The organism is Pseudomonas sp. GM24, from assembly GCF_000282235.1.
In the GTDB taxonomy this organism is placed as follows: domain Bacteria; phylum Pseudomonadota; class Gammaproteobacteria; order Pseudomonadales; family Pseudomonadaceae; genus Aquipseudomonas.
In genome coordinates this window covers 45,185-72,137 of the sequence record NZ_AKJR01000196.1, presented here as the reverse complement: position 1 = coordinate 72,137, position 26,953 = coordinate 45,185, and the positions used below count along the sequence as shown (strand labels likewise).

Annotated in this window: 22 protein-coding genes; 11 read left to right on the top strand and 11 right to left on the bottom strand. The window is 59.9% G+C overall.

What is annotated here, in order from left to right:
- Nucleotides 1-125: 125 nt before the first annotated feature.
- Together xylG and PMI23_RS21455 are read left to right on the top strand one after the other, a co-directional pair.
- A complete protein-coding gene (gene xylG / locus PMI23_RS21460; RefSeq protein ID WP_007913195.1) occupies nt 126-1,682 on the top strand; it encodes a D-xylose ABC transporter ATP-binding protein in 1,557 nt (518 codons plus the stop codon).
- On the top strand, nt 1,683-2,819 hold the full coding sequence (locus PMI23_RS21455; RefSeq protein WP_007913196.1) for a sugar ABC transporter permease: 1,137 nt from the start codon (nt 1,683-1,685) through the stop codon (nt 2,817-2,819).
- 10 nt (nt 2,820-2,829) lie between these two features.
- Here the strand turns inward: PMI23_RS21455 and PMI23_RS21450 are convergent, their stop codons facing one another.
- Nucleotides 2,830-3,753 (bottom strand): LysR family transcriptional regulator, encoded by a 924-nt coding sequence (locus PMI23_RS21450; RefSeq protein WP_007913197.1) that lies wholly within the window; start codon nt 3,751-3,753, stop codon nt 2,830-2,832.
- Nucleotides 3,754-3,847: 94 nt separating this feature from the next.
- A complete protein-coding gene (locus PMI23_RS21445; RefSeq protein ID WP_007913198.1) occupies nt 3,848-5,047 on the bottom strand; it encodes an MFS transporter in 1,200 nt (399 codons plus the stop codon).
- A gap of 295 nt (nt 5,048-5,342) precedes the next feature.
- On the opposite strand from PMI23_RS21445, the gene PMI23_RS21440 reads away from it, so the two are divergent.
- From PMI23_RS21440 to PMI23_RS21420, 5 genes are all read left to right on the top strand, one after another.
- Complete coding sequence (locus tag PMI23_RS21440; protein WP_007913199.1) at nt 5,343-6,623, top strand: c-type cytochrome; 1,281 nt, start codon at nt 5,343-5,345, stop codon at nt 6,621-6,623.
- Nucleotides 6,620-7,093: a (2Fe-2S)-binding protein gene (locus PMI23_RS21435; protein ID WP_007913200.1), complete on the top strand. Its 474-nt coding sequence runs from the start codon at nt 6,620-6,622 to the stop codon at nt 7,091-7,093. Before PMI23_RS21440 ends, PMI23_RS21435 begins: the two co-directional genes overlap by 4 nt.
- Nucleotides 7,090-9,324: a xanthine dehydrogenase family protein molybdopterin-binding subunit gene (locus PMI23_RS21430; protein ID WP_007913201.1), complete on the top strand. Its 2,235-nt coding sequence runs from the start codon at nt 7,090-7,092 to the stop codon at nt 9,322-9,324. The genes PMI23_RS21435 and PMI23_RS21430 overlap by 4 nt, the downstream gene beginning before the upstream one ends.
- A gap of 169 nt (nt 9,325-9,493) precedes the next feature.
- The gene (locus tag PMI23_RS21425) at nt 9,494-10,606 is read left to right on the top strand and encodes an alkene reductase (RefSeq protein WP_007913202.1); all 1,113 of its coding nucleotides are present in this window, start codon (nt 9,494-9,496) and stop codon (nt 10,604-10,606) included.
- 227 nt (nt 10,607-10,833) lie between these two features.
- Nucleotides 10,834-11,793, top strand: a complete 960-nt coding sequence (locus PMI23_RS21420) for an EamA family transporter (RefSeq protein WP_007913204.1) — start codon at nt 10,834-10,836, stop codon at nt 11,791-11,793.
- Nucleotides 11,794-11,822: 29 nt separating this feature from the next.
- Here the strand turns inward: PMI23_RS21420 and PMI23_RS21415 are convergent, their stop codons facing one another.
- From PMI23_RS21415 to PMI23_RS21375, 9 genes are all read right to left on the bottom strand, one after another.
- Nucleotides 11,823-12,752 (bottom strand): ZIP family metal transporter, encoded by a 930-nt coding sequence (locus PMI23_RS21415; RefSeq protein ID WP_007913206.1) that lies wholly within the window; start codon nt 12,750-12,752, stop codon nt 11,823-11,825.
- Nucleotides 12,753-12,815: 63 nt separating this feature from the next.
- Complete coding sequence (locus tag PMI23_RS21410; RefSeq protein ID WP_177321063.1) at nt 12,816-13,064, bottom strand: hypothetical protein; 249 nt, start codon at nt 13,062-13,064, stop codon at nt 12,816-12,818.
- Between the two features lie 204 nt (nt 13,065-13,268).
- Entirely contained in the window at nt 13,269-14,759 is a 1,491-nt protein-coding gene (locus PMI23_RS21405; protein WP_007913208.1) for an aldehyde dehydrogenase, read from the bottom strand.
- A gap of 1 nt (nt 14,760) precedes the next feature.
- Nucleotides 14,761-15,663, bottom strand: a complete 903-nt coding sequence (locus tag PMI23_RS21400; protein ID WP_007913209.1) for a dihydrodipicolinate synthase family protein — start codon at nt 15,661-15,663, stop codon at nt 14,761-14,763.
- A 137-nt stretch (nt 15,664-15,800) separates the two neighbouring features.
- Nucleotides 15,801-17,117, bottom strand: a complete 1,317-nt coding sequence (locus tag PMI23_RS21395; RefSeq protein WP_007913210.1) for an NAD(P)/FAD-dependent oxidoreductase — start codon at nt 17,115-17,117, stop codon at nt 15,801-15,803.
- Between the two features lie 126 nt (nt 17,118-17,243).
- The gene (locus PMI23_RS21390; RefSeq protein ID WP_007913211.1) at nt 17,244-18,302 is read right to left on the bottom strand and encodes a GlxA family transcriptional regulator; all 1,059 of its coding nucleotides are present in this window, start codon (nt 18,300-18,302) and stop codon (nt 17,244-17,246) included.
- Nucleotides 18,303-18,389: 87 nt separating this feature from the next.
- Nucleotides 18,390-19,412, bottom strand: a complete 1,023-nt coding sequence (gene proX, locus PMI23_RS21385; protein WP_007913212.1) for a glycine betaine/L-proline ABC transporter substrate-binding protein ProX — start codon at nt 19,410-19,412, stop codon at nt 18,390-18,392.
- Between the two features lie 43 nt (nt 19,413-19,455).
- Complete coding sequence (gene proW, locus PMI23_RS21380) at nt 19,456-20,409, bottom strand: glycine betaine/L-proline ABC transporter permease ProW (protein WP_007913213.1); 954 nt, start codon at nt 20,407-20,409, stop codon at nt 19,456-19,458.
- Between the two features lie 50 nt (nt 20,410-20,459).
- Nucleotides 20,460-21,494, bottom strand: a complete 1,035-nt coding sequence (locus PMI23_RS21375) for a quaternary amine ABC transporter ATP-binding protein (protein ID WP_007913216.1) — start codon at nt 21,492-21,494, stop codon at nt 20,460-20,462.
- Between the two features lie 367 nt (nt 21,495-21,861).
- Here PMI23_RS21375 and PMI23_RS21370 point away from each other — a divergent pair, with 367 nt between their 5' ends.
- From PMI23_RS21370 to PMI23_RS21355, 4 genes are all read left to right on the top strand, one after another.
- A complete protein-coding gene (locus PMI23_RS21370; protein ID WP_007913217.1) occupies nt 21,862-22,821 on the top strand; it encodes a LysR family transcriptional regulator in 960 nt (319 codons plus the stop codon).
- A 141-nt stretch (nt 22,822-22,962) separates the two neighbouring features.
- The gene (locus PMI23_RS21365; protein ID WP_007913218.1) at nt 22,963-24,324 is read left to right on the top strand and encodes an MmgE/PrpD family protein; all 1,362 of its coding nucleotides are present in this window, start codon (nt 22,963-22,965) and stop codon (nt 24,322-24,324) included.
- 94 nt (nt 24,325-24,418) lie between these two features.
- Nucleotides 24,419-25,654: an aromatic ring-hydroxylating oxygenase subunit alpha gene (locus tag PMI23_RS21360; RefSeq protein ID WP_007913219.1), complete on the top strand. Its 1,236-nt coding sequence runs from the start codon at nt 24,419-24,421 to the stop codon at nt 25,652-25,654.
- 143 nt (nt 25,655-25,797) lie between these two features.
- The gene (locus PMI23_RS21355) at nt 25,798-26,949 is read left to right on the top strand and encodes an MFS transporter (protein ID WP_007913220.1); all 1,152 of its coding nucleotides are present in this window, start codon (nt 25,798-25,800) and stop codon (nt 26,947-26,949) included.
- The last annotated feature ends 4 nt before the right edge of the window (nt 26,950-26,953 follow it).

Below are 26,953 nucleotides of genomic sequence, written 5' to 3'. Positions count from 1 at the left end.
GAGCGAGCCTGCTCGCGAAGGCGTTGTGTCAGTCAACGAAGCATTGTCTGAACCGACGCTTTCGCGAGCAAGCTCACTCCCACAGGTTTCGTGGTGTGTGAGTCTTTGATATACGAGCCCTGTCCATGTCCGACTATCTGCTGCAAATGAACGGCATCGTCAAAACCTTCGGCGGTGTCAAAGCCCTCAACGGCATCGACATCAAGGTCAGGCCCGGCGAGTGCGTTGGCCTGTGCGGCGAGAATGGCGCCGGCAAATCCACGCTGATGAAAATCCTTTCGGCGGTCTACCCGCACGGCACCTGGGACGGTGAAATCCTCTGGGACGGGCAACCGCTCAGGGCGCAATCGATCAGTGAAACGGAAGCCGCCGGTATCGTCATCATTCACCAGGAGCTGACGCTGGTGCCCGACCTGTCGGTGGCCGAAAACATTTTCATGGGCCATGAACTGACGCTGCCCGGCGGACGCATGAATTACCCGGCGATGATCCACCGCGCCGAAGCGCTGATGCGCGAATTGAAAGTCCCCGACATGAACGTAGCGCTGCCGGTGTCGCAGTACGGCGGCGGCTATCAGCAACTGGTGGAAATCGCCAAAGCCCTCAATAAAAAGGCCCGCCTGCTGATCCTCGACGAGCCTTCATCAGCCTTGAGCCGTTCGGAAATCGAGGTGCTGCTGGACATCATCCGCGATCTCAAAGCCAAAGGCGTTGCCTGCGTCTACATCTCGCACAAGCTCGATGAAGTGGCCGCTGTGTGCGACACCATTTCGGTGATCCGCGACGGCAAACACATCGCTACCACCGCCATGGCCGACATGGACATTGCGCAGATCATCACGCAGATGGTCGGCCGCGAAATGAGCAACCTCTACCCCAGTGAGCCGCACGACATCGGCGAGGTGATTTTCGAGGCCCGGCACATCACCTGCTACGACGTCGACAACCCCAAGCGCAAACGGGTCGACGATATTTCCTTCGTCCTCAAGCGCGGCGAGATCCTCGGCATCGCTGGGCTGGTCGGTGCCGGCCGGACCGAACTGGTGACCGCGCTGTTCGGCGCTTACCCCGGCCGCTATGAGGGCGAAGTCTGGCTCGACGGGCAAGCCATCGACACGCGCACGCCGCTCAAGTCTATCCGCGCCGGCCTGTGCCTGGTGCCGGAAGACCGCAAGCGCCAGGGCATCATTCCGGATCTGGGCGTCGGCCAGAACATCACCCTCGCCGTGCTGGACAACTACTCGAAACTGACCCGCATCGATGCCGAAGCCGAACTGGGCAGCATCGATCGGGAAATCTCGCGCCTGCACCTCAAGACCGCCAGCCCGTTCTTGCCGATCACCAGCCTGTCGGGTGGCAATCAACAAAAAGCCGTGCTGGCGAAGATGCTGCTGGCCAAACCCCGGGTGTTGATTCTCGACGAGCCGACCCGAGGCGTGGACGTCGGCGCCAAATACGAAATCTACAAGTTGATGGGCGCGCTGGCCGCCGCCGGCGTGTCGATCATCATGGTCTCGTCGGAACTGGCCGAAGTGCTCGGCGTTTCCGACCGTGTGCTGGTGATCGGCGAAGGCCAGTTGCGTGGCGACTTCGTCAACCATGAATTGACGCAGGAGCAGGTGCTCGCCGCCGCCCTCAGTCAGCCTGGCAGTCATAACAATAATGATCGGAAATCCGCGTAAATGAATCAGGTCAAACAACTGTTCACCCGCTACAAAATGCTCGCGCTGGTGTTTGCCGTGGTGCTGATCTGGCTGTTCTTCAGCTGGCAGACCGAGGGCGGATTCCTCACCCCGCGCAACCTGTCCAATCTGCTGCGGCAGATGTCGATTACCGGGATTCTCGCCTGCGGCATGGTGTTGGTGATCATCAGCGGCGAGATCGATTTGTCGGTGGGTTCATTACTCGGTCTGCTCGGTGGCCTCGCGGCGATTCTTGATGTGGTCTATCACATTCCGCTGCTGGCGAACCTGAGTCTGGTCGCCCTCTGCGGGCTGATGATCGGCCTCGCCAACGGCTACATGACGGCTTACCTGCGCATCCCCTCGTTCATCGTCGGCCTGGGCGGCATGCTGGCTTTTCGCGGGATTCTGCTCGGGATTACCGGCGGCACGACCATCGCGCCGGTATCGCCGGAGCTGGTCTACATTGGCCAGGGTTACCTGCCCCATGCGATTGGCACCGGTCTGGGCATTCTGTTGTTCGCGCTGACCGTATTCCTCACCTGGAAACAACGACGCAATCGCGCCCTGCACGGTCTCGCGGCGCATTCTTTGGTGCGTGACGTCATCCGCGTGTTGGTGATCGGCGCTGTGCTCGCCGGCTTCGTGCAGACGCTGAACAGCTATGACGGCATTCCAGTGCCGGTCTTGTTGCTGCTGATTTTGCTGGGCGTGTTCAGCTACGTGACCAGTCAGACCGTGTTCGGCCGGCGCGTGTATGCCGTAGGCAGCAATATGGAAGCGACGCGTCTGTCCGGGATCAATGTGCAGGCGGTGAAACTGTGGATCTTCGGGATCATGGGCGTGATGTGCGCCCTCGCCGGTGTGGTCAATACCGCGCGCCTCGCCGCCGGTTCGCCTTCGGCCGGCAGCATGGGCGAACTCGACGCCATCGCCGCGTGCTTTATCGGCGGTACTTCCATGCGCGGCGGTTCCGGCACGGTGTACGGCGCCCTCCTCGGTGCGCTGGTTATCACCAGTCTGGACAACGGCATGTCCATGCTCGATGTCGACAGTTACTGGCAGATGATCGTCAAGGGCAGCATTCTGGTGTTGGCGGTTTGGGTGGACGTGAGTACGCGAACCGGGCGCCGTTGAGCCGCAGGAATTAAGCTGCGGGCGTGGTCGCGGGCGCCGGGCCGAGAATTTCCATCAGGAAATCGATAAACACATTGATCCGGCTGGAGCCACGGTGATTGGGTAAATACAACGCGTTGATGCAGGTGCTGGCACTGCCGGGATTGACCTCGTACTGCTCAAGCAAGCGGGTCAGCCGACCGGCTGCTACGTCGTCGCGTACCAGCCAGTCAGCCAGCAGCGTCACCCCGCCGCCACCGATGGCAGCTTCACGCAGGATGTCGGCGTTGTTGCTTTGCAGGCGCCCGTGGACATTGAGCTGAATGGGCGCGTCTTCATTCTGAAAGGTCCAGTGCTGGTGGGTGCCGCCGTAATCGAAACGCAGGCATTGGTGCTCTAGCAAATCCCGTGGATGACTGAGCGCCGCGCTACGCGCCAGATACGCCGGACTGGCCACCACCCAGCGCTCGAAATGCCCCACGCGTTTGCTGACGATGTCTTCACTGACCACCGACGATCCGAGCCGCACCGAAACATCGATCTGCTCGCTGAGCAGGTCGCTGACCTGATCGCTCAGCGACAGACTGATCTCCAGACCCGGATGCCGCTCCAGCAAACGACTCAAATGCGGAGCAATCAGGCGTCGCCCGAACTCCACCGGCACGCTGATGCGCAGACGGCCCTGCGCTTCGGCGCCACGATCGGCGACGACGGCATCGGCTTCGTCGATCGCGTCGAGAATCGCCACGGCTTTTTCGAAATAGGTCTGGCCGGCAACGGTCACGCTGGTGTTGCGCGTGGTGCGATTGAGCAGGCTCGCGCCCAACTCGTGCTCCAGCCCGGCCACTTGCCGTGTCACTGACGACGTGGATATCCCGAGTTTGCGCGCTGCCGAGGAATAGCCCCCGCAGCGCACGGTTTCCACAAACATCTTCAGTGCTAGCAACTTGTCCATAAGCGGGGTCCGGTCGATAGGGAACGCGGATGATTGTGCATCACTGTTCCCCCGACGTCTTGTACCGCCGTGCTTGAACACACTTGCCGGCTGTTCAGTCATCGGCCTTGCGGCTCAGGAACAGCCCGAGCGCCAGCGCTGGCAGCAGCGCCACCGCGACGGCGGACAGGTTCCAGCCGAAATGCTCGTAAAGCGGACTCGCGACCAGCGAGCCCACGGCGCCGCCGACGAAAATGCTGGTCATGTACACGGCGTTCAGGCGCGCACGGCTGTGGGGATCGAGGGCGTACACCTCACGCTGGCCGAGTACCATGTTCAATTGCACAGCGAAATCCAGCAGCACCGCGCACACCACCAGCCAGACATAGCCGCTGCCCGGGAGTGCGGCGATCAGCAGCGAAACCGGCGCCAACAGCAACGCGACCAGCGTACCGCGCCGACCATGCCCGGCATCGGCCAGACGCCCGGCAATCGGCGCCGCAATGGCACCCACCGCACCGACCAGTGCAAAAATCGCGACTTGCGTCTGAGTAAAGCCGTGGTGACGCATCAGTTCAATCGGGGCGAGGGTCCAGAACAGACTGAAACTGGCAAACAGCAAACCCTGATACAGCGAGCGCTGACGCAACAGTGGATAGCGCCGGGCCAAGGCAAACACCGAACCGATCAGCGCGGCATACGTGGCTTTATGCGTCGGTAGCCGACGCGGCAGTGCCACAGCGGTAATAAGAGCAATGACCGCCATCAAAGCCGCCGCGCTGTAAAACACCCCGCGCCAGCCGAACACTTCAACCAGCAGGCTCGACAGTGGCCGTGACAACAGAATGCCCAGCAGCAGGCCGCTCATGATATTGCCGACGACGCGGCCACGGCTGGCTTCGGGCGCCAGGTGTGCCGCCAGCGGCACAAGGATCTGCACGGCCACCGAGGTCAGACCGATCAGCAAAGACAACACCAGGAACAGTGACGGCGAATGGGTCAGTCCGGCGCACAACAGCGTGACGCTCGCCGCCAGGGTGAAACCAACCACCAGCCGGCGGTTTTCCATCAGGTCGGCCAGTGGCACCAGCAGTAACAGGCCCAGCGCGTAACCAAACTGCGTGAGCGAAACGATCAGGCTGGCATTGGCGCTGGACAGACCGATCTGCGGTGCAATCAGTTCGACGATTGGCTGTGCGTAATAAAGATTGGCCACGACCGCGCCACAGCAGAATGCCAGGAACGCGACCATCAGGCCGGACAGTGAAGTTGGCTGTTCGGCGCTGGCCGCAACGGCTGGATTGCCCGTGAGCATGATGACACCTCATTGAGTTCAGGAAAGTGCTGCCAAGGCTACGGCCCTGTGGCGATGCGCAGAATCCACGCGGCGGGCAATGCACTGATGCGTCCGGCGCAACGGCGCAGGTGTTGCTTCTCGCGCAACGCGCTGTTGCGTGCGCCGCGGATTCTCCCGCGCAGACGGTTTCTCTACGCTTTGGCCCCTGGCGTCGTCATCCCCAGCGGTGCCCTTCCCCGGCTGTTACAAGGAGCGTTGTCATGACCCGTATCCCCTCCGTTCTGCCATTGCCTGCCGCGTTTTTTCCTGTGCCATGAACAGCTCATTTCTGAAGTCCAGAACGCTATGGATCAGCGTTGCAGTCGTCGCCGTGCTCGGCCTGATCGGCGCCGTTTGGCTGATGTGGCGCCCGGCGATTGCGCCCATCGAGCGCCCGACGCTGTTCGAAACTGCGCAGTTGCAACGCGGGGCACGGGTGGTCGAGGCTGGCGATTGTGCGGTCTGCCATACCCGCCCCGGTGGTGAATATCTGGCCGGCGGACTGCCGCTGGTAACGCCGTTCGGCACGCTGTACAGCACCAACATCACCCCGGACGCTGAGACCGGTATCGGCCAATGGTCACTGCCGGCCTTCGAGCGGGCGATGCGTCAGGGCATTGCTCGCGATGGTCACTTCCTTTATCCGGCGTTCCCCTACGTGCACTACCGGCGCATGAGCGCAGCAGATATCGCCGACGCTTATGCCTACTTGATGAGCGGCCCCGCCGTGCACGCGCCGGCCGAGCAGAACCAGATGAATTTTCCGATGAACATTCGCCCGCTGGTGTCGTTCTGGAACCTGCTGTTCCTGCACGGTGAGCCACTGACGCCGCTGGCGGGACGTACCGAGGCATGGAATCGCGGGCGTTATCTGGTCGACGGCCCGGGCCATTGCGCCGGCTGCCATTCGCCGCTGAACCTGATCGGCGCGGAAAAATCCTCGGAGTATTTGCAGGGCGGCATCGTCGATGGCTGGCAAGCGCCCGCGCTGGTCGGCATGGGCCAGCGCGGCAACCCGTGGCGTCGTGAGCAACTGGTGGGCTATCTGCGCGCCGAGATCGTCGATGGCCACGGCACACCCGCCGGGCCGATGCGTCCGGTCAGCTTGAGTCTGGCCCGCTTGCCCGCCAGTGAAGCCGAGGCGATTGCCGAATACCTGCTCAGTCTGGAAAACCCGCGTTCGCTGACAGGGACGACGCCGAAGACGCCTGCCAGTGAAGCGGAAGACCACTCGACCGGCGCCCTGCTCTTCAGCAGCGCCTGCGCCGGCTGCCATGGCCCGGCGGCACCGATGCGCAGCATCGATGGTCGCCCGGGGTTGCAAAACACCTCGGCGCTGCAAGCGGCCAGTTCGCGCAACTTCCTCAAAACCGTGCTTGAAGGCTTGCCCGCCACACCCGGATCGCCCGGCCCGCTGATGCCTGCATTCGCCGCCAGCCTCGACAACGCGCAACTCGGCGCACTGGCCGCGTATCTGCGTCAGCAAGCCAGCCCCAATCAGCCGTGGGCGGACCTCTCTTCCACTATTGAAGCGTTACGTCAGGAGACGAAATGAGCCAGATCACCCTCAACGTCAACGGAGCCGCACAACCGCTTGAGCTGGAGCCGGACATGCCGCTGCTGTATGCGCTGCGCAATCACTTGAACCTCAACGGCGCCAAATACGGCTGCGGTCTTGGCCAATGCGGTGCCTGCACGGTGATCGTCGATGATCAACCGGTGTTCGCCTGCCTGACACCTTGCGCCGGCCTCGAAGACAAAAAAATCCGCACCGTGGAAAGCCTCGGCAGCGCGGAAAAACCCGGCCCTCTGCAAGCCGCGTTCATCGAGAAACAGGCCGCGCAATGCGGCTACTGCATTGCCGGCATGCTAATGCGCGCGCAAGCGTTGCTTGAGCGTAATCGCCACCCGGATGAGGCGACCATTCGCGAGCACATGGCCGGCAACCTGTGCCGCTGCGGTACGCATTTGCGGATCATCGAGGCGATCAAACAGGTGGCCGGGCACAACGGGAGCCTGACATGAGTGAGTCGAATGAATTGAACCCGAGCCGACGCGCGTTCTTGCGCGGTGGCGCGTTGCTGGTGGCATTCACCCTACTGCCGGTGGCGCGACGTGTGTTGGCGGATACCGAAGTCGATACGCTCGGCACCGTGGTTCTCGCGCCCGACCTCCCCGGAAGCCTGCGCACCAACCCGTTTCTCGACGCCTGGATCCGCATCGGCGCCGATGGCATTACCGTTTACACCGGCAAGGTCGAACTGGGTACCGGGGTGAAAACCGCGTTGCTGCAAATCGCCGCCGAGCGTTTGCAGGTGCCGGCCACCTCCATCAACCTGCTCACCGCCGACACCGCGCTGACACCCAACGAAGGCTACACCGCCGGCAGCCACAGCATTTTCGACAGCGGCACCGCGTTGTATAACGCCGCCGCGCAGGTACGCGAAATGCTCGTTGAAGCCGCCGCGCGCAGTTGGCAGCTTGATGCGGCGCTCCTCAGCACCCACAACGGGGTGATCGAAGGCCCGGTCGGTCAGCGGATGAGTTACGCCGAGGCGGTCAAACATGTCGATGTGCATCAATACGCCAAGGCGCAGTCACCGGCGATGGCCGCCGCTGATTTCAAACTGATCGGCCATTCGTTGCCGCGCCTCGACATCCCGGCGAAGGTCAGCGGTGGCGCAGCATTCGTCCAGGACATGCGCCTGCCGGGCATGCTGCATGCGCGGGTGATCCGCCCGCCTCGTCCCGGCTGCACGCTGCAAGCATTCGATGCGGCGTCCATCGAAGCGCTGGCTGGGGTGGTCAAGGTGATCCGCGACGGCAACTATCTGGCGGTGGTCGCCCGGGATGAGTGGCAAGCGATCAAAGCCATGCGCAGTGCCAACGAGGTGGCGCAATGGAGCGAGGGCGAAGCGATTCCCGAGGCGGCCGAGATTCATGGTCTGCTCAAACGCCTGCCCTCACGGCGCTATCCGATCAGCCACAACGGCACGCCGAGTGGCGCGGCCGATACGCGTTTTCAGGCGCGGGTCACCAAGCAATATCTGATGCACGGCTCGATCGGCCCGTCTTGCGCGGTGGCCTGGTTCAAGGACGGCACGCTCACCGTCTGGACCCACACCCAAGGCGTTTACCCGCTGCGCGCCGGCATTGCCGAGATGCTCGGCCTGCCACCTGAGCGGGTGCGCTGTATTCATACCGAAGGCTCAGGGTGCTACGGGCATAACGGCGCCGATGATGCCGCCGCCGATGCAGCATTGATTGCCCTGCGCGTGCCCGGTACGCCGGTGCGCGTGCAATGGATGCGCGAACAGGAAAATCTTTGGGAGCCGTATAGCTCGGCGATGGTCACCGAAGTCGACGCCGGCCTCAGCCACGGTCGACTGCAGGACTGGGCCTACGAACTCTGGACCACTCCGCACAACGAACGCATCGTCAACGCTGGGCGGCTGTTGCCGGCACGCCTGCTCGCGCGGCCCTTTGCCTCGGCGCCCTCCGTGCCGATCGCCCAGCCCGAAGGCGATGGTGATCGCAACGCCGTGCCGCTGTACGACCTCAACTCGACGCGCATAAATATGACCTTCGTCACCGAAATGCCCTTTCGCACCTCGGCCATGCGATCGCTGGGCGCGCACATCAACATCTTCGCCATCGAGGCGAGCATCGACGAACTGGCGATCAGGGCCGGCATCGACGCGGTCGCCTTGCGTCTGGACCATCTCAGCGACCCGCGTGCTCGCGCGGTCGTAGAGCGTGTGCGTGATGAGATCGGTTGGCCGCAAAAAAGCAACGAGCCCGGCGCCGGTATCGGTTTCGCCTTTGCTCGCTACAAAAACATCATGGGTTACTGCGCCATCGCGGTGAAACTCCGCGTGCATCCGCAGACCGGCGAGATCCGCATCGATCACGTGGTGACGGCGGTGGATGTCGGCCAGATCGTCAGCCCCGACGGCCTGCGCAATCAGGTCGAGGGCGGCATCGTGCAATCCGCGAGCTGGACCCTGTACGAAAAAGTCGCCTACGACGCCGGGGGCATTCGCAGCTACGACTGGAGCGGTTATCCGATTCTGCGTTTCACGCAACTGCCGAAAAAAGTCGACGTGCACTTGCTCGACCAGCCGGGAGAACCCTTCCTCGGTGCCGCTGAAATCGTCCAGGGGCCGATGGCCGCCGCCCTTGGCAACGCCGTCGCCAATGCCACCGGCCGGCGCTGGCTGAACCTGCCGCTGACCCGTTCCAACCAGCCCGCCTGAGCCACGCCCGTGTTCATCGCTGATGAGCACGGGCGCCGTTGCGTTGCGCGCAAAACAGCGTAGCGCCGGTCACCGATTATCACCCCCACAACACACGGTTAAGTTAGCGGCACTGGTTCGCGGCCCCGCTGCCGCGCTTGATTTTCCTTTATGAAATCTGGAGCTACCCATGACCCGTCGCCTGTTCCAACCCCTCGCACTCGGTCCTTACACCCTCGCCCATCGCGTGGCAATGGCGCCGTTAACGCGCTCACGCGCCGGCCAACCGGGCGATGTGCCGACACCGATGAACGCCGAGTACTACCGCCAGCGGGCCAGTGCCGCGCTGATCATCACCGAGGCCACGCAAATCTCCCGGCAGGCTCAGGGTTACGCCTGGACGCCGGGCATCTACAGCCCTGAGCAAGTCAGGGCGTGGCGTGACGTCAGCGCGGCGGTGCACGAGGCCGGCGGGTTGATCTTCATGCAACTGTGGCACGTCGGTCGGGTTTCCCATCCGAGCTTTCAACCCGATGCCGGCCTGCCGGTTGCGCCCAGCGCGCTGCCGGTGCCGGGCAAGACGTTTATCGTCGACGAAAACGGTAACGGCGTCTGGGGTGATGTACCGGTGCCGCGCGCGCTGGAAACCGCGGAAATCGCCGGCATCGTCGAGGACTACCGCGTGGCCGCGCGCAACGCATTGCAGGCCGGCATGGACGGTGTGGAAATCCATGCCGGCAACGGTTACCTGCTCGACCAGTTTCTTAACAGCAACAGCAACCAGCGTGACGATGCCTATGGTGGCAGCGTGGAGAATCGCGCGCGGTTTCTGCTGGAGGTGGTCGCGGCCGTGGCTGAGGAAGTCGGCGCCGAACGGGTGGGCGTACGCCTGACGCCGATGGGCCGCTTCATGGGCATGGGCGATGACACCCCCGAGGCCACCTTCGGCCACCTCGTCGAAGCGCTCAACCAATGGAATCTGGCCTACCTGCATCTAGTCGAGCCAGCGATGGTCGGCACAGTCAAAGATGAGAACTTCGACCCGCGCTGGGACGCGATCATTGCCCAGTTGCGCAAAACGTGGAACGGCGTGCTGATTCTGGCGGGCGGCTACGATGCGCAATCTGCCGAACAGGCGTTGATTGCCGATCGTGCTGACATCATCGCGTTCGGCCGCCCGTTCCTGGCCAACCCGGACTTGCCGCGTCGGCTGCACGATGGCCTGGCGCTGAACACGCCGGACCCAGGCAGTTTTTTTGGTGGGGATCAGCGTGGCTACATCGATTATCCATTTCATGCCTGAACAAATGCAGACCTATGGGAGGGGCGGACTCGCCCCTTTTTTATTAGGTCATACGATCTCTGCGCCTAATCAAAGGCGTGGGAAATCCACCGTAACGTCAAACATATGCGTAGCTGTGCGCTTTCAGGACTATTGCCCGACGTCGCCGAATGCGATAAAACGGGCTAGTTGTACGACAACTAATAAAAACCAAGTCGTTCGAACGGCTAACAATCCTGAGATCAGCCATGCCTCGCCCTACCGCTACGCAAACCGTTCCGCCGCCCTACCCCCGTTATCTGGCCGTGATCATTCTGTTGTGCATGGGCTGTGCGTTTGCCGGCAATCATGTGGCGGCGCGAGTCGCATTTGATGATGGTGCGGGAGTGCTGCTGGCGATTTTGATGCGTTCCGGCGGGACCTTGCTGGTGCTCGCCATCCTGGTGCTGTGGCAAAGACAAAGCCTGCGTTTGCCGGCGGGTGCCTGGCGCTGGCAGCTGTTGCTGGGGTTGCTGATCACTGCGCAGAGTCTGTGCCTTTACTCCGCTGTCGCACGGGTGCCGGTGGCGCTGGCCCTGCTGGTGGCGAACGTATTCCCTATCCTGCTGGCATTGCTCACCTGGGCACTGGGTGGCCCGCGACCGAGCGCACGCACCGCGATATTGATGGGTTTGATTCTATTGGGTCTGGTGTTTGTGCTGGATGTCCCCGGGCGTCTCTCGACCACGACGGACGTCAGTGCGCAATGGCTGACCGGCGTCGCGCTCGCATTCTGCGCCGCCAGCGTGTTCGCCTGCGCGCTGTGGATCACCGACCACAAACTGTCTCAGGTACGCGGCTCGGTGCGCAGTCTGCTGACCATTTTCATCGTGTTCAGCAGCGTCAACCTCGCAGGGCTGACGGGCGCCCTCCCAGGCGGACTGAACCTGCCCGCCACCTCGACCGGATGGCTGGCCCTCGCGACCCTGGTGGTGCTGTACGGCACAGGATTTATCGTCCTGTTCATTTCGGTACCTCGCCTCGACATGCCGCGCAATGCGCCGGTCATGAACATCGAGCCATTGGCAACGCTGCTGATGGGCTGGATTGTGCTGGATCAGATGCTCAGCAACGGACAGATTCTCGGCGGAGTGATTGTGGTGACTGGCATCGTTTTGCTGACTTATCGTAAATCAGTGGTCAAGGCTGAGGTTAAAGCCAGTGCGTGAGGGGTTCTCGCCATTGGTCAGGTTCACGATTAACCCAAAGCAGTATCGAGGAACATCATCACTCCGAAGCCGAGCATCAGTCCCAAGGTCGCCGGGGTCTCATGACCGTTGCGATGAGTCTCGGGAATGACCTCATGGGACACCACAAAAATCATCGCCCCGGCGGCCAGACCGAGTGCAATGGGATATCCCAATGCAAAGCTGCTGGAAATACCCAGTCCGACAATGGCGCCAATCGGTTCCATCAACCCAGAACCCACCGCAATCAGTGCTGCGCGCAGTGCGGAGATACCGGTTACGCGTAATGCCAGGGCGACTGCCAGACCTTCGGGAATGTCTTGAATGGCGATGGCAGTGGTCAGCGGCAGTCCGACCTTCATGTCGCCGTTGGCGAAGCTCACGCCAATGGCCATGCCTTCCGGCAGGTTATGCAGTGTGATTGCCAGCACGAACAACCAGACACGATTGATGCGCTGCGCGTCCGGCCCCCGGCGGCCGCTTTTCTCGTGTTCGTGAGGCACGAAACGATCAAGACCGACCATCAGCGCTACGCCCAATCCCAAACCTGCGACGACGACGCAGGCTGCGAGCAGTTGGTTATCGCAAAGCGCCTGAGCCGCTTCTATGCCCGGCAGAATCAGCGAAAACGAACTGGCGGCCAGCATCATCCCGGCGGCGAAGCCGAGCATGATGTCTTGGGTTCGGGCGGCGATGTCTCGCAACGCGATCGCTACGACAGCACCGATTGCTGTCGCAGCGAAGCCAGTCATGCCGCCGATAAAAGCGAAGTGCAGATTTTGTTTGTTGGCCCCGACAAAGGCGCCATACCCGCTTATCAGCAGGAAGATTGTCACGACGATCAGAATTGACCAGAAGACCCGCCCGCCCCATCCAGACGCTGAGAAACGAGCGAACCAGGAGCGAGTTGGTGCGCCTGATGAGGTCAACGGCTCGGGCATGGAAATCTCCTGTTTGCTTGATTCGATCTTTTCAGCTGATGTGGATAACGACCGTACATGGCCTCAATGGTAATCGTCTCCAGCGACTGCGCGCAGGTAAGCGATGTCTGCTTCTCTTCGCAGGTCGCGCCACTCGTCCCAACTGAGTATGCCCAAGCGATCCATTTCGTCCGACTGGCGCAGCAGTTCATCGTGATAGGCGTCTGGACAGTCCCTTCGCAGTTCAAGGTTTTCCAGTGCACGTCGCCAGGCCGCCAAGGCGAGTAATTTGGTTTCTTGTGCGAATGTCAGTTGATTCTTGAACGCGTTCATTTCGCCCACCCCGAACATTTCCCGGTTGAGCGACCGATTTCGGGTTAGGTTCAAAATGTCTGACGAAAAGCGGATGACTGAAAGCGTTCTGCTGACGTGGTCACTGACCAATCCAGCTCAGGGATGGGGGTTACGGTATGTGGCAATCGCCCCGCCACTCAATTCAGTGGTCGGGGCGATGCGATTTGTTGCGTCAAGGCGCTATCAGGAAGCATCAATCCAGATGGTTTTGATTTCAGTGTATTGATCGTGCGCCCAGATCGACTTGTCGCGCCCGCCAAACCCCGACTCCTTGTAGCCGCCGAATGGCGTAGAGGCGTCGCCCTCACCGAAGCAGTTCACCGTGACAATCCCCGCGCGAATCCCGCGTGAGAGTTTCAGGGCATGGCGCAGGTTGCCGGTGTAAGCCGATGCTGCCAGGCCGTAGGCCGTGTCGTTGGCCAGCACAATGGCTTCGTCAACGGTCTGGAACGTGGTGACGCTCAGCACCGGGCCGAAGATTTCTTCCTGGAACAGACGGCTATCGCGACTCACACCGTCAACGATGGTGGGCTCGACGAAAATGTCGTCGCGGGTGTTTCCGCCCACCAACACGCTGAGGTTTTCGTCGCGGGCCACATCAAGGTAGGAGCGCACCTTGTCGAAATGCGCTTTGCTGATCATCGAACCCAGGCGGTTTTCAGGATCCAGTGGATCACCCATTTTCCAGTCACCCAAATGAACCTGCACACGCTGCAGCAGTTCATCCTTGACGTCGGCGTGGACGATCAGGCGCGAAGAGGCCGAGCAGTTTTCACCCATATTCCAGAACGCGCCGTTCACCACGTGCTGGGCGACGAGGTCGATGTCTTCGACATCATTCATCACCACGGCCGGGTTCTTGCCGCCACATTCCAGCACGATGCGTTTCAGGTTCGATTCGCTGGAGTATTTGAGAAACAGCCGCCCGGTATCAGTTGAACCGGTGAAACTGACCATCGCCACATCCGGATGACGGCCCAGCGGCTCGCCTGCTTCCTTCCCTCCCCCGGGCACGACGTTGAACACGCCGGCAGGAATTCCCGCCTGATACGCCAGTTCGGCGACGCGCAAGGTGCTCAAGGTGGTTTCCTTGGCCGGTTTGACCACGATCGAACAGCCTGCGGCGAGCGACGGGCCGATTTTCCAGGCGAGCATCAGCAGCGGGAAGTTCCAGGGCAACACCAGGCCGACAACTCCAATCGGTTCACGCACCACCATGGTCACCGCACCCGAGCCGACGGGGGCCGTGGCGTCGTAAATCTTGTCGATCAGCTCAGCGTGCCAACGCAACGTATGAATCGTTTCCGGCACGTCGATGTTCTGGCATTCACGAATCGGCTTGCCACTGTCCAGGCTTTCCAGCACTGCCAGCTCATGGGCGTTGTCCTCCAGCAATTGGGCAAAGCGCTGCAATACCGATTTGCGTGCGGACGGCGCCAGTGAATGCCAGCGTGCGTCGTCAAAGGCTTCCTTGGCCGCCGCTACGGCCTCGTCGACATCATCGGCATTACACGCGGCAATCTCGGTCAATACCTGTTCGGTAGCAGGGTTGGTCGTGGTGAATGTCTTGCCTGAACGCGAGGCGCAAAACTGGCCGTTGATAAACGCTTGATTGCGAAATTCGAGCTTCGCAGCCAGTTCGAGGTATTGCTCTTTACTCAGCAGGTCTGCCATTTCATGCCTCCTCGACGATACGCGCGACGTTTTGCTGAAGGGTTTTGATCACGCCTTCCAGCGCTTGCTTCTCGGAAGGCTCCAGCGCTTGCAGTGGCGCCCGCACACCGCCGGCACGCAGGCCGCTAAGTTCGCTGCCATGTTTGATCGACTGCACGAACTTGCCGCTCTCGAGGAAATCCATCAACGGCAACATCGCTGACATGATCCGCCGGCCCTTATCGAAGTTCTTCTCCAGTACACAGGCTTCGTAGAGCGCAATGTGTTCGCGCGGGATGAAGTTCGAGCCGGCGCAAACCCAGCTGCGCGCACCCCAGGCGAAAAACTCCAGCGCCTGATCATCCCAGCCACAGGACAGCTGGATCGACGGATGGGCATGTGCCAGACGGTGCAGGCGGCTCATCTCCCCCGAGCTTTCCTTGATGGCGGCGATGTTCTTGCAGCCAGCAATCGCTTCGAAAAACTCATCGCCCATCGCCACGCCCATCCGCGACGGATAGTTGTAAAGCATGATCGGCAGCCCGGCGGCCTTGTCCACGGCGAGCACATGGGCGGCAATTTCCTTTTGCGTCGGCAAGGCATACGGTGGCGAACCGACCAGGATGGCATCCGCTTCCAGTGACTTGGCTTTTTCGGCGAAGTACACCGAGTCTTCAGTACGAATGCCGCCAGTGCCGATGACCAGAGGCAAACGTCCGCGGATCACGTCTTTGGCGCGCTCGGCGACGGCCACGCGCTCCTCGGCGGTGTGCGCGTAATACTCGCCGGTGGAGCCGCCAATAACGATGCCGTGAACCTTGGACTCGATCAGGTATTCGAGCACGTCGGAGAACGCCGAATAGTCGATCTGGCCATCAGCGGACAACGGGGTAATCGCAGGGGTAAAAATTCCGTCAAAGTTCATAGCGTTTTCTCCAGTGGTTCAATGTTCAATCAGTGGCCGACGGCATACCGGGCACACCGTGGTTATTTGCGGCGCAAGCCTCCAGGGCAGCAGCAGGCCAACGAGCGTGACCGCTGCCGCGACGGGCTAACGCAGACTCAGCTTTCTCTCCCGGCGCGGTACTGCCCCCACTTGAGGTTCATGTTCACCCCAAGCGAAAGGAACGGTTCTGGCGGGTTGCTGTTGGGGCCTGGCGCCTGCAACAGGAAGTCAATCAGTGGGTCACGCTGCCCCGCCAGCCAGTCAGCGAGCAACTTGCCGGTGACGGTTCCGCGCGTGACACCCAGGCCGTTGCATCCCAGCGCGCCATAAACATTGGGCGCCAGTTCACCGAAGAAGCCATTGTGGTTGCGCGACATGGCCAAGGCGCCGCCCCACGTGTAGTCGAACGTCACGCCCGGCAACATCGGGAACCGCTGATCGAATGAAGCCTTATGCCGACGCACGAAACGCTCGTTGTATTTGCTGTTGCTACGGCCATCCGGGTTGAAGGTGAAACTGTTGCGGATCAGCAGGCGGTTATCCGGGGTGCGGCGCACCGTGGTGCCGAACGGATCGGCTGGAATGGCACCCCAGAACGGTTTGCCACCGAGGCGCGCCTGTTCCTCTTCGGTCAGCGGTCGCGTGATGCTGGCGTAGGTGTAGATCGGCAACATGCGCCCTTGCAGGAAACCGAAGCGCATGCCGAACGAGTTGTTCGCCAGAATCAGCTTGTCGGCGGTGATGCTGCCGTGAGCGTGTTTGAGGATCGTCTTGGCGCCGTATTCCACTTCCAGAATCGGGGTGCGCTCATACAGCGTGACGTTCGATGGCAGATGCTCGGCAAGGCCTTTCACCAGTCCGGACGGTTGCAATAACACTGCGCCCGGCGTGAACAACGCCTTGCGGTAAAACCGCGTGCCCAGATGTTCCGGCAACTCATCGGCATCAATCATCTGAAAAGGCTGATCGAGTTTTTCCAGGCCACGGCGATAGGCATCGAGGACGGCGATACCGCGGTTCTCTACCGCTGCCTGATATTTGCCGCAGGCTTTCATCTGGCAGTCGATGCGGTGTTGATCGACCAGCTCGCGAAGTATCGATTGGCCGGCCAGATTGAGTTTCAAACTGGTCCGGGCAAGCGCGATGTCACCGATGTAATCCTCAGCGCCAATGTCATGGGGAAGATCAATGGCAAAACCGGCATTACGCCCCGACGGGCCCAGTCCGACTTCCTGTGCTTCGATGAGCACCACTTCATCGTCGGGAAAATTCAACGCCAGTTGCCGCGCGCACGCCAGTCCCGTGAAACCGGCACCGATGATCACCCAGCGGGCGGAACGGTGCCCACGGTGCGCCGGCTCGGGACTGCGTGGTTTGCTCAAATGAAACCAGCCACAACTATCATCATCGGCGGGTAATGAACTGACTTTCATAGTGTTGAACCGTTAATCGTTGAAGTTGCAAAACGCACGCGGCACAAAGCAAACGCACGCAGTGGCGTTGATCCGGAAACTTGCAAAACTGGCACTTGCGCAAACAGTGACGATTGACTGTTTGGTTTAAAAATTCGCCGCCACGGCATAACGGCCGCTACTGACATAGTCGTTGGCGTAGTAATAATCCCTGAAGGTCATGGGCGGTAAACCGAACAGGTCCTTGAAGCGTTTATAGAAGTGCGGATAACTGACAAACCCGGTGGCCAGTGCCACATCGGTCAATGAACGATCACTTTGCACAATCAATTGTCGGGCCCGAGTCAAACGCAGTTCCAGGTAGTAACGATTCGGTGCCGCATTCAGATAGCGGGCAAACCTTCTTTCCAGTTGCCGGCGTGACACGCCGACCTGGCTGGCGATTACATCGATTTCCAGCGGCTCCTCAATGTTTTTCTCCATCAAGTCGAGCGCGATGTTCAACGGCTTTGGAATCGATAAGCAGCGAAGGCTGTCGGCATTCTTCGGTTGAAGGTGTCCAGACTGGTGAACCCGTTTTATTTCATCGACCAGTGCTGCATCGTTGCGCGCGCCCAGTTCCTGCATGATCGCCAGGGTCATATCCAGCGCCGAATGAGCGTTGGCGCAAGTGGCCCGGCGCTGTGTGCAAATAAACTCGCGAGTCGATACTTTCAACTGCGGGAAATACTCATGGATCAGGCCGCCGCTGTCGCTGTGACAGGCGAACTCGCAAGCTTTCAGCAAACCGGCATCGGCCAGATAAAACGCGGCATTCCAGCAACCGGCAACGATCCCTTTGCTCGCGGACTTCTTCAGTACTCGGCGCAGCACGGGCTGCGTGACAAGCCTCACACGCTGGCCTCCTACGACAATCACTGCATCATGACTGAAGCCTTCCGCCACCAGCCTTTGCGAGGCCAGCGACACGCCGATATCACTTTCAACCAGCCCGCCCTGAAGTGAGTAGGTCGATACCGTGTAAATCGTCTCAGCGTTGATCAGGTTTCCAGTGGCCAGGGCATCCATCGCCGTTGAAAGGGTCGTCAACGAAAAATGATCGAGCAGGATAAACGCCACCCGCACCACACGTTCATGGCCCGACATCACGGTGGATGGGCGAAAGCCGATGTTCTGTTGTTTCAACGGACTCTGGAACGTTTCCATCTTGCGTCACCCGCTCACCTTCACTGAAACGACAACTTTGGGGTGTGGCGACTGGCACCGCCCGCCGCCAAACCGTGGTCGAACCGATTACTTCGCTGCCGCCCGGGCGTCACTCAACCAACCGTCATAGGCTTGCTGGTTGGCCTTGATCCATTCCGCGGCATGACGCTTGATGTCGGCCAGCGACTTCTCACCGTTTTGCATGCGCAGGTTTTGCGCACTTTCAGCGGCCGTCGGGATGCTGACTTCAGAGAGGAATTTGCGCGCCACCGGGTTCTTCTCGGCGAACTCTTTGCTCATGACGGCATTGATCGTGTCCACCGGGAAACCGAGGTTCTTGCCATCATGGAAGGTGTCCTTGCTTTCCTTGCCATCCGGCAGCGAGGTGAAAGGCACCGGCAACCAGACCACGTCACGCCCTTCTACCAGAACACTGGCGATCCACTGCGGAACCCAGGTGAAGAACAGCACGGGTTTGCCTTGCTGGAAACGCGCAATGGTGTCTGCCATCAACGCGAAGTACGAACCGCGGTTGTCGACCACGGTTGGGCCCAAGCCATAGGCTTTCATGTGGTGTTCGACCATGATCTCGCAGCCCCAGCCCGGGTTGCAGCCGGTCAGGTCAGCCTTGCCGTCACCGTTGCTGTCAAAGAGTTTGGCGATTTCGGGTTTCTTCAAGTCCGACAGATCCTTGATCTGATAAGCCTCGGCCGTCTTCTTGTCGATCATGTAGCCCTGCAGCACGCCCTTCATGATTTGCCCGACCTTGACCATCACGTCATCGCCGCCGGCCTTCTCATAAAACGCTTGGTGCAGGTGTTCCCATTCATGCACGGTGAAGTCCGCATCGCCGTAAGACAGTGCGAGAAACATCGCCGGGTAGTCGACTTCTTTTGGCTGTTTGACGTCGTAGCCCAGTTCCTTGAGGCCGGCGATCACCACTTCACCACGGAAGCGCTCTTCGGCGATGGTCGGGAAGATCGGCGTAATCGAAACACCGGCACCGGGTTTGTTGGCGTCGGCCGCGTAGACCGCCGAGCACAACATGGTGCCAAACACTGAAGCCACGAGGCTCGCAACCACGCTTTTCTTGAGATTTGTCAGTTTCATGTTTCACCACGCTTGGAATTTTTAATGGGGTGAGCAGGCCAACTCAATTCGTCACTGGACGTGCAACGTTCTTCTTTTTCTTCAGTTTCATGACCAGCCCCACAGGGCCGCTTTCATACCAGCGCTGACCGGAGGCCAGATCGCTGCTGCGCTCACCCATTGCCTGGGTCAGTCGGTCAAGGAATACCGCGAGCAGCACCAGCCCCGCGCCGCCGACGCTGGCCAGGCCCATGTCGAGGCGGCCGATGCCGCTCAACACCATCAAACCCAGACCGCCCACCGAGATCATCGAGGCGACGACCACCATCGACAGCGACAGCATCAGTGTCTGGTTGAGGCCGGCCATCATCGTTGGCGCCGCCAACGGCAACTGCACCTTCATCAGCATTTGCGTAGCCGTGCAGCCGAACGCTCGGGCGGCTTCGACCTTGTCCGCAGGGACTTGGCGAATACCAAGGTTGGTCAGCCGCACCAGCGGCGCGACGGAAAAGATGATGGTGACAATCACACCGGGTACGTTGCCGATGCCGAAGAGCATTACGACCGGCACCAGATAGACGAACGCCGGCAGTGTCTGCATGGCATCCAGCACCGGACGGATGATCATTTCCGTGCGATCACTGCGTGCACACAGGATGCCCAGCGGTATGCCGATCACGGCGCAGAACAACAGCGATGTCAGCACCAGGGCCAGTGTGACCATGGCATCGTTCCACACACCGATCAGTCCAAGCCCGGTGAGGGTGGCGACGCTGAAAATGGCAATGCGTTTGCCACCAATCTGCCAACTGATCAGCCCGGCAATGATGATGAAGACCGTCGGCGGAACCGACAGCAGTCCCCACTGCACACCGTCCAGCACTTGATCGACCGGCCAGCGGATCGAGCGAAACACTTCCCTGAAGTTATGCACCAGATATTTAAGGGCGGTTTCCACCCAGGATCCCAAAGGAATATTGAGACTTTGAAAGGGATCTAAAAAGTTGAAGTCTGACATGATGCTACCTCGTACTCAGAAACGGCATATCAATTCTGATTATTCGCAGTTCAGCTGTTACACAGGCAGCTCAGAAGATGGCCCTGCGAAATCGAACCTTTATAAAGCCCGACTTCATCCACTACCGGCATGGGAGTTGCCGAGGCCGCAACCAGATGGAAGATGTCGCGAAGAGACGCTTCCGCTTTAATCGTTGTTTGCCCGCCCGGTATATAAGCGACATTGCAATCCTGTTGCGCGATATCGCCCGCTTTCAAAATGCGACTGGTGTCGAAGCCATTAAAGAAATCACGCACATATTTATTCACCGGGTTGCACAGAAGTTCACGCGGCGTGCCGATTTGCACCACGCGCCCGCCTTCCATGATCGCAATGCGGTGACCGATGCGAACCGCTTCTTCTATATCGTGGGAGATGAAAATGATCGTGCGATCCTGCTCGGCCTGGAGCTTGATCAGCTCGCCCTGCATCTCGCTGCGAATCATCGGATCAAGTGCCGAGAACGCTTCGTCCATCAGCAGAATGGCGGGATCATTGGCCAGCGCGCGGGCCAGGCCGACACGTTGTTGCATGCCGCCGGAGAGTTGGTGAGGAAAGCTCAGTTCCTGCCCTGAAAGCCCGACCTGCTCCAGTGCGCCCATCGCGCGGCAATAGCGCTCTTTCTCGCTGACGCCGCTGATTTCCAGGCCAAAGCTGACGTTGTCGATGACACTCATGTGCGGCATCAAAGCAAAGGACTGGAAGACCATGCCCATGTCTTTGCGGCGAACTTGCAACAAGTCCTTGTCGCCCAGGCCGGTGATTTCCTTGCCATTGAGAAAGATCTGCCCGGACGTCGGTTCGATCAGCCGGTTGAACAATCGGACCATGGTCGATTTGCCCGAGCCGGACAAACCCATGATCACGAAAATCTCACCACGGCGAACCGAGAAGTTGGCATCAAAAACACCAATCGCCTGACCGGTCTTTTTGAATACTTCAGCTTTTGTTGCACCTTCTTTAACCATTTTCATGGCAAGTGCTGGCTGCGTACCGAAGACTTTGAAAACATTCTTTACGCAGATGATCTCGTCGGAACTTGTCATACCTTGCCTCCTTCGCATCGTGCGTCTTTCGCATTAAGCGACAGGCAAACGAGCAAAAATAATTGTAAGCGGCAGCGGTAATGAATAGATGTCTTCACGACGGGCTTCCTTTTATTATTTTTGAGGTCCCAGGAAAAAGGGATGTTTCAAATCTATTAGCATCACCCCGCTTAATCCAACTACATTTACAGGGGCAATTCGATAACGTCGGGTTATCGGTTGCGACGACAGCCATTGCCGAGTGCCGCGTCAGCACCATGAGCGACCGGGTCTATCCCCACAGCGACGCTCGCGTAGCCCTCCCCGCACGGTTCCGTTACCCTCCTCGCGCTTCGTTGGGGAGCTGTATGGTTAGGAGAGTGTACGAATGAGCAAGCATGTCGACCCTGACACCATCCTGCTGAAAATGCCGTCCTTGAGGGCTGTGAAGGCATTTGTCGCCGCGGCCAAATACGAAAGCTTTACCCGTGCGGCCGAGGCGCTGTGCGTTTCGCAGGCCGCGATCAGCCGGCAGATCCGTGAGCTGGAAAGCTATCTGGGCGCGCAACTGTTTACCCGGGTCGGCCGGGCGGTGGAACTGACGGCCGCCGGCGCGGTGTTCTTCGATGCCGCGCAACTTTCGTTCGTCAACATCGCCCAGGCTGCCGAACGCATCCGCAGCAGCCAGTCGACCAAGAAGGTCCTCACCGTCTGTTGCTCGCCGGCCTTTTCCGCGCTGTGGCTGTCGAATCATCTGCAGGAGTTCTTCGCCCAGTGCCCGGACATCGAACTCAACCTGATCACCACGCAGAACTTTCTGACCATGGAGCCCGGTGTACAGCCGGACATCTTCATCACCAAGATTTCGCGCATCCGTGACGGTTATAGAAGCTACCCGTTGTGCCACGACGTGATTTACCCGGTGTGCACCCCGCAGTATCTGGAGAAACACCCGGAAATTTCGACGATCGAAGGCGTGCGCGATTCGGCCCTGCTCAATCTGAGTCCCTATGGCCGCTCGCAAGTCGCCGAGCATGTCGACTGGGGCGTGTGGCTGGCATTTCAGGCCATCGATATCGATGATCGTCCGCCGAACAGCCCGCAAATCTTCAATGCCAACGACTACAACCTGCTCATCAGCATGGTCCTGACCCATCAGGGCATTGCGTTGGGCTGGAATCACTTGGTGACGGGATTGGTGCAGCAAGGCTTGCTGGTGCGACCGATCGAGCAACAGGTGCAATTGCGCAACAGTTGGCACTACCTGAGCTGTCGCGAAAGCTCCGAAAACGAAGATGAACTGCGGCGTTTCCGCGAATGGATTCTGGCGAAGTTTCCCCGCCGTTAATTCAGTCCGCACAGGCGTCGGCTGATTTGGTTATCAATAGCCCGACGAAAATGTTGCTAGAGCGGCACCCTCCCCCTGGCTCATTGTTGAGCCGCGCCGGCCATGATCGGTTCGGCTCAACTCACAGGAAGGGATTGTTGAATGTCACTCTTCGAATTCTGTCGCGACTTTGATTTCCTCGATGCCCCGCTCAAGACCCGCGCAATTGTGCAGGACAGTCTGCTGGATATCGTCGGCGTCATGGCCGGTGCGGCCAGCAATGACACCAGCAGCGCCATGCGACGTTTTGCCGAACAGCATTACCCGACGGGCGCCTATAGCAGTCGCCTGATCTTTGGCGGACAGCGCGTCAACGTACTCGGCGCCGCCTGGGCCGGCGGGTTCAGCGCTGACAGCCTCGACGCCCATGAGGGCCACTTCAAATCCAAGGGTCACGCCGGTGCCACCGTTGTTCCCGCCCTGCTCGCCCTCGCCGATGCGCTGCATCATCAAGGCCAATCGATCAGCGGCCATGAACTGCTCACCGCCCTGTGCATCGGTTATGAAACGGCGCTGCGGGCAGGTTCGGCCTTGATGGCGACTTCGCCGACTTATCACGCATCGGGTGGTTTTTCCGCGCTGGGCGTTGTCTGCGCCGGCGCGCGCTTGCTGGGCTTTGATGAGCCGACCTTCCGCCACGCCTTGGGCATCGCTGAGTACTTCAGCGCACGCTGCCCGATGATGCGTGTGGTGCAAGCGCCGACGATGCTGCGCGATGCCCACGGTGCAGGCGCATTTGCAGGTTTGAACGCCCTGCTCATGGCTCGGGAAGGCATCACCGGTGCACCGGCAGAATCGGTTGAAGACATCACCGTCGCCGAATACTGGAACGACATCGGTGCACGCTGGGAGATCGACAGTCAGTACTTCAAACCCTGGCCGGTCTGCCGTTGGGCGCAACCGGCACTGACCGCCATGCTCGAACTGCAGCGGGAAAACCCTCAGCTCGATGCCGACTCGATTGAAACCGTTCGCGTGGAAACGTTCTACGAGTCGATGTGCTTACAGGGTCATACGCCGAGTGATGCTGACCAGGCGCAGTACGCCTTGGCCTTCCCGCTGGCAGCACTGATTGTCCGGGGCAAGGTCGGCCCGGAGGAAGTCACCGGGGCGGCTATTTTTGCTGAAGATATTCTGGCGTTGAGCCGCCGTATCGAAATCGTCGAAGCCGCCGATATCTCGGCCAGATTCCCCGCCGAAATCCTCTCCCGATTGACCATTACCCTGAAGAACGGCGGCGTGCTGGTGAGTCCGGTCACCGCCGCGCGGGGCGATCCCGAAACGGCTTTGAGTGCTGAAGAGCTGAGCCAGAAATTTGATCTGTTCGCCAGCGGTCTCGGTGTAGAGCGCAGTGCCGAGGTGAAAACAGCGATCAAACACATCGCTCAATCCAGTTGCGCCATTACTGCTTTGGAACTGATTTTTCACGCAGTCCCACCACTCCAGTCAGGCCTGCATCGATAACGCCAACGCATGAATTGCCCACAGCAAATGTCGTTTGTGACGTCAGTCCTGGGCCATATAGGCTGAGAACCATGTCGCCTATGGGAGGATAAAAATGAACAATAAAGAAAGCGTTTTTGACCTGATCGCACAGCGTAAAGCCTGGCACTCGCTGCCTGGCGCTCTCTACAGCAATGAAAGCGTTTACCGTCAGGACCTTGAGCAGATCTGGCACAAGGACTGGATCTTCGCCGGCCACACCTTTGAAATCACCAAGCCAGGGCAGTATTTCACCCTGCAGATCGGGGACTATCCCGTTGCAGTGGTGCGCGGCAAAGACGGCGAGGTCCGGGCGTTCCATAACGCCTGCCGTCACCGTGGCGCAAAAATCTGCGAGGCCGATCACGGCAAAGTGGCGAAGATGGTTTGCCCGTATCACAAGTGGACGTATGAGCTGGATGGCAACCTGTTGTTCGCCGGCAACATGGGCCAGGATTTCGACAAATCCCAATACAGCCTGAAAAGCGTTCACTGCGAGATCGTCGATACCTACATTTACGTCTGCGTGGCCGCCAAGGCCCCGGACTTCGAGGGTTTTCGCAAAGCCGTCAGCCCTTTCATCGCGCCGCACTATCTTGAAAACTGCAAAGTGGCGTTCGAGTCGAACATCATCGAGAAAGGCAACTGGAAACTGGTCTTCGAAAACAATCGCGAGTGCTATCACTGCGACGGCTCACACCCGGAACTGTTGCATTCGTTCGTCGATAACCTGTCGGTGGGCGGCATCAGTGGTGAAGATGATCCCGAACTCTCGGCCTACTGGTCCAAGTGCGAGAGCGCCGGGTTGCCAAGCCGTTTGGTGATGGATATCAACGGCCAGTTCCGCATGACCCGTATTCCGCTGTCATCCGGCGCCGTCAGCTACACCATGGACGGCAAACCGGCCGTTGCCGGTCGCCTGGACAAGACAGCTGAAGCGGACATCGGCGCGCTGCTGTACTTCCACTACCCGTCCACCTGGAATCACTTCCTCGGTGACCATGCATTGAGCTTCCGGGTGCTGCCGATCAGCGCCACCGAAACCTTGGTCACCACTAAATGGTTGGTACCGGACAGCGCAGTGGAAGGTGTTGATTACGATATCGAGCGCCTGACCAAAGTCTGGATTGCCACCAACGATCAGGACCGCACGCTGGTCGAGGGTACCCAGCGTGGCGTGACTTCGCCTTCGTACGAGCCGGGTCCTTATTCGGAAACGGCTGAGACTGGCGTTTGTCAGTTCGATGACTGGTACTGCGCGACCATGATGGATCGGCTCAAAGGCCCGATTCCGTTGAAGTCTGTTGGCTGATCTGCGCTCTGTTCACTCATGTTAACCCTGCTTCCTGCCAGCATCCCGACGGATGCTGGCAGGGACTCTTTCGTCTCGAAAAGCTGTTATTCCGGTTCGTCGCCAAAAAAAGCCGGGAGACACCGATAAGGATGTCCACCTCAATGAACACCTCGACATCATCCGTGGCGACTTATACAAACCACGGCGAACGCGTGTCGACGCGCATTGTATTTTTGATCACCGGCATTGTGATGTCGGCCTGGGCGCCACTGGTGCCGTTAGTCAAAGCGCGTACCGGACTGGACGACGGTGGACTGGGCCTGTTGTTGCTGGGGTTTGGTATCGGCTCGATCGTCGCCATGCCGTTTGCCGGTTACCTGACTGCACGTTTTGGCTGCCGGCCAGTGATCATCTGCTCAACTCTCGCGTTGTGTTCGGTGCTGCCGATGCTGAGCCATCTGACATGGCTGCCGGGGCTGACGCTTGCGGTGCTGGGGTTCGGCGCCAGCATGGGCATGCTCGATTGCGCGATCAATATCCAGTCGATCATTGTTGAAAAGAACAGCGGCGAAACCCTGCAATCTGGGTTCCACGGGCTCTACAGTGTCGGCGGTATCGCCGGTGCCGGGGCCATGACGGCGATGCTCAGCCTGGGTCTGGATCCGCTACTGTCGATACTTTGTCTGGTGGCGATCATCCTCGCCGCACTGTACAAGGCTGCGCCAGGCTTACTGACCTATGGCACGGAAAGAGACGGCCCGTTGTTGGCGATACCACGGGGGATCGTGCTGCTGTTGGGCAGCCTGTGTTTCATTGTTTTCCTGACGGAAGGCGCCATGCTCGACTGGAGCGCGGTTTTTCTCGCCTCGCAACGCGCAATGGAACCCAGCTACGCCGGTTTGGGTTATGCGAGCTTCGCGGCGGCGATGACCATTGGGCGCCTGACCGGAGACGCCATCGTCAGCCGACTGGGTGGTGTTCGCGTGGTGGCGCTGGGCGGGATCTGCGCCGCGGCGGGCATGCTGGTTTCGCTAGTATTCGATAGTTGGCAGGCGGCATTGCTGGGCTATGCCTTGGTCGGTATCGGATGCTCGAACATAGTCCCGGTGCTGTTTACGGCGGCGGGTCGACAACAGCGCATGCCCCAGCGCACCGCGATTCCGGCGATCATCTCGATGGGCTACGCCGGCATTCTCATGGGCCCAGCGTTCATCGGCATGGTTGCGCATCTCAGTACGCTGGTGGTCGCATTGGGTGGCTTGGTTTTCCTGTTGTTGTTTGTCAGTTACGCCGCGAGATTTTTGAAGGCCTGATGCG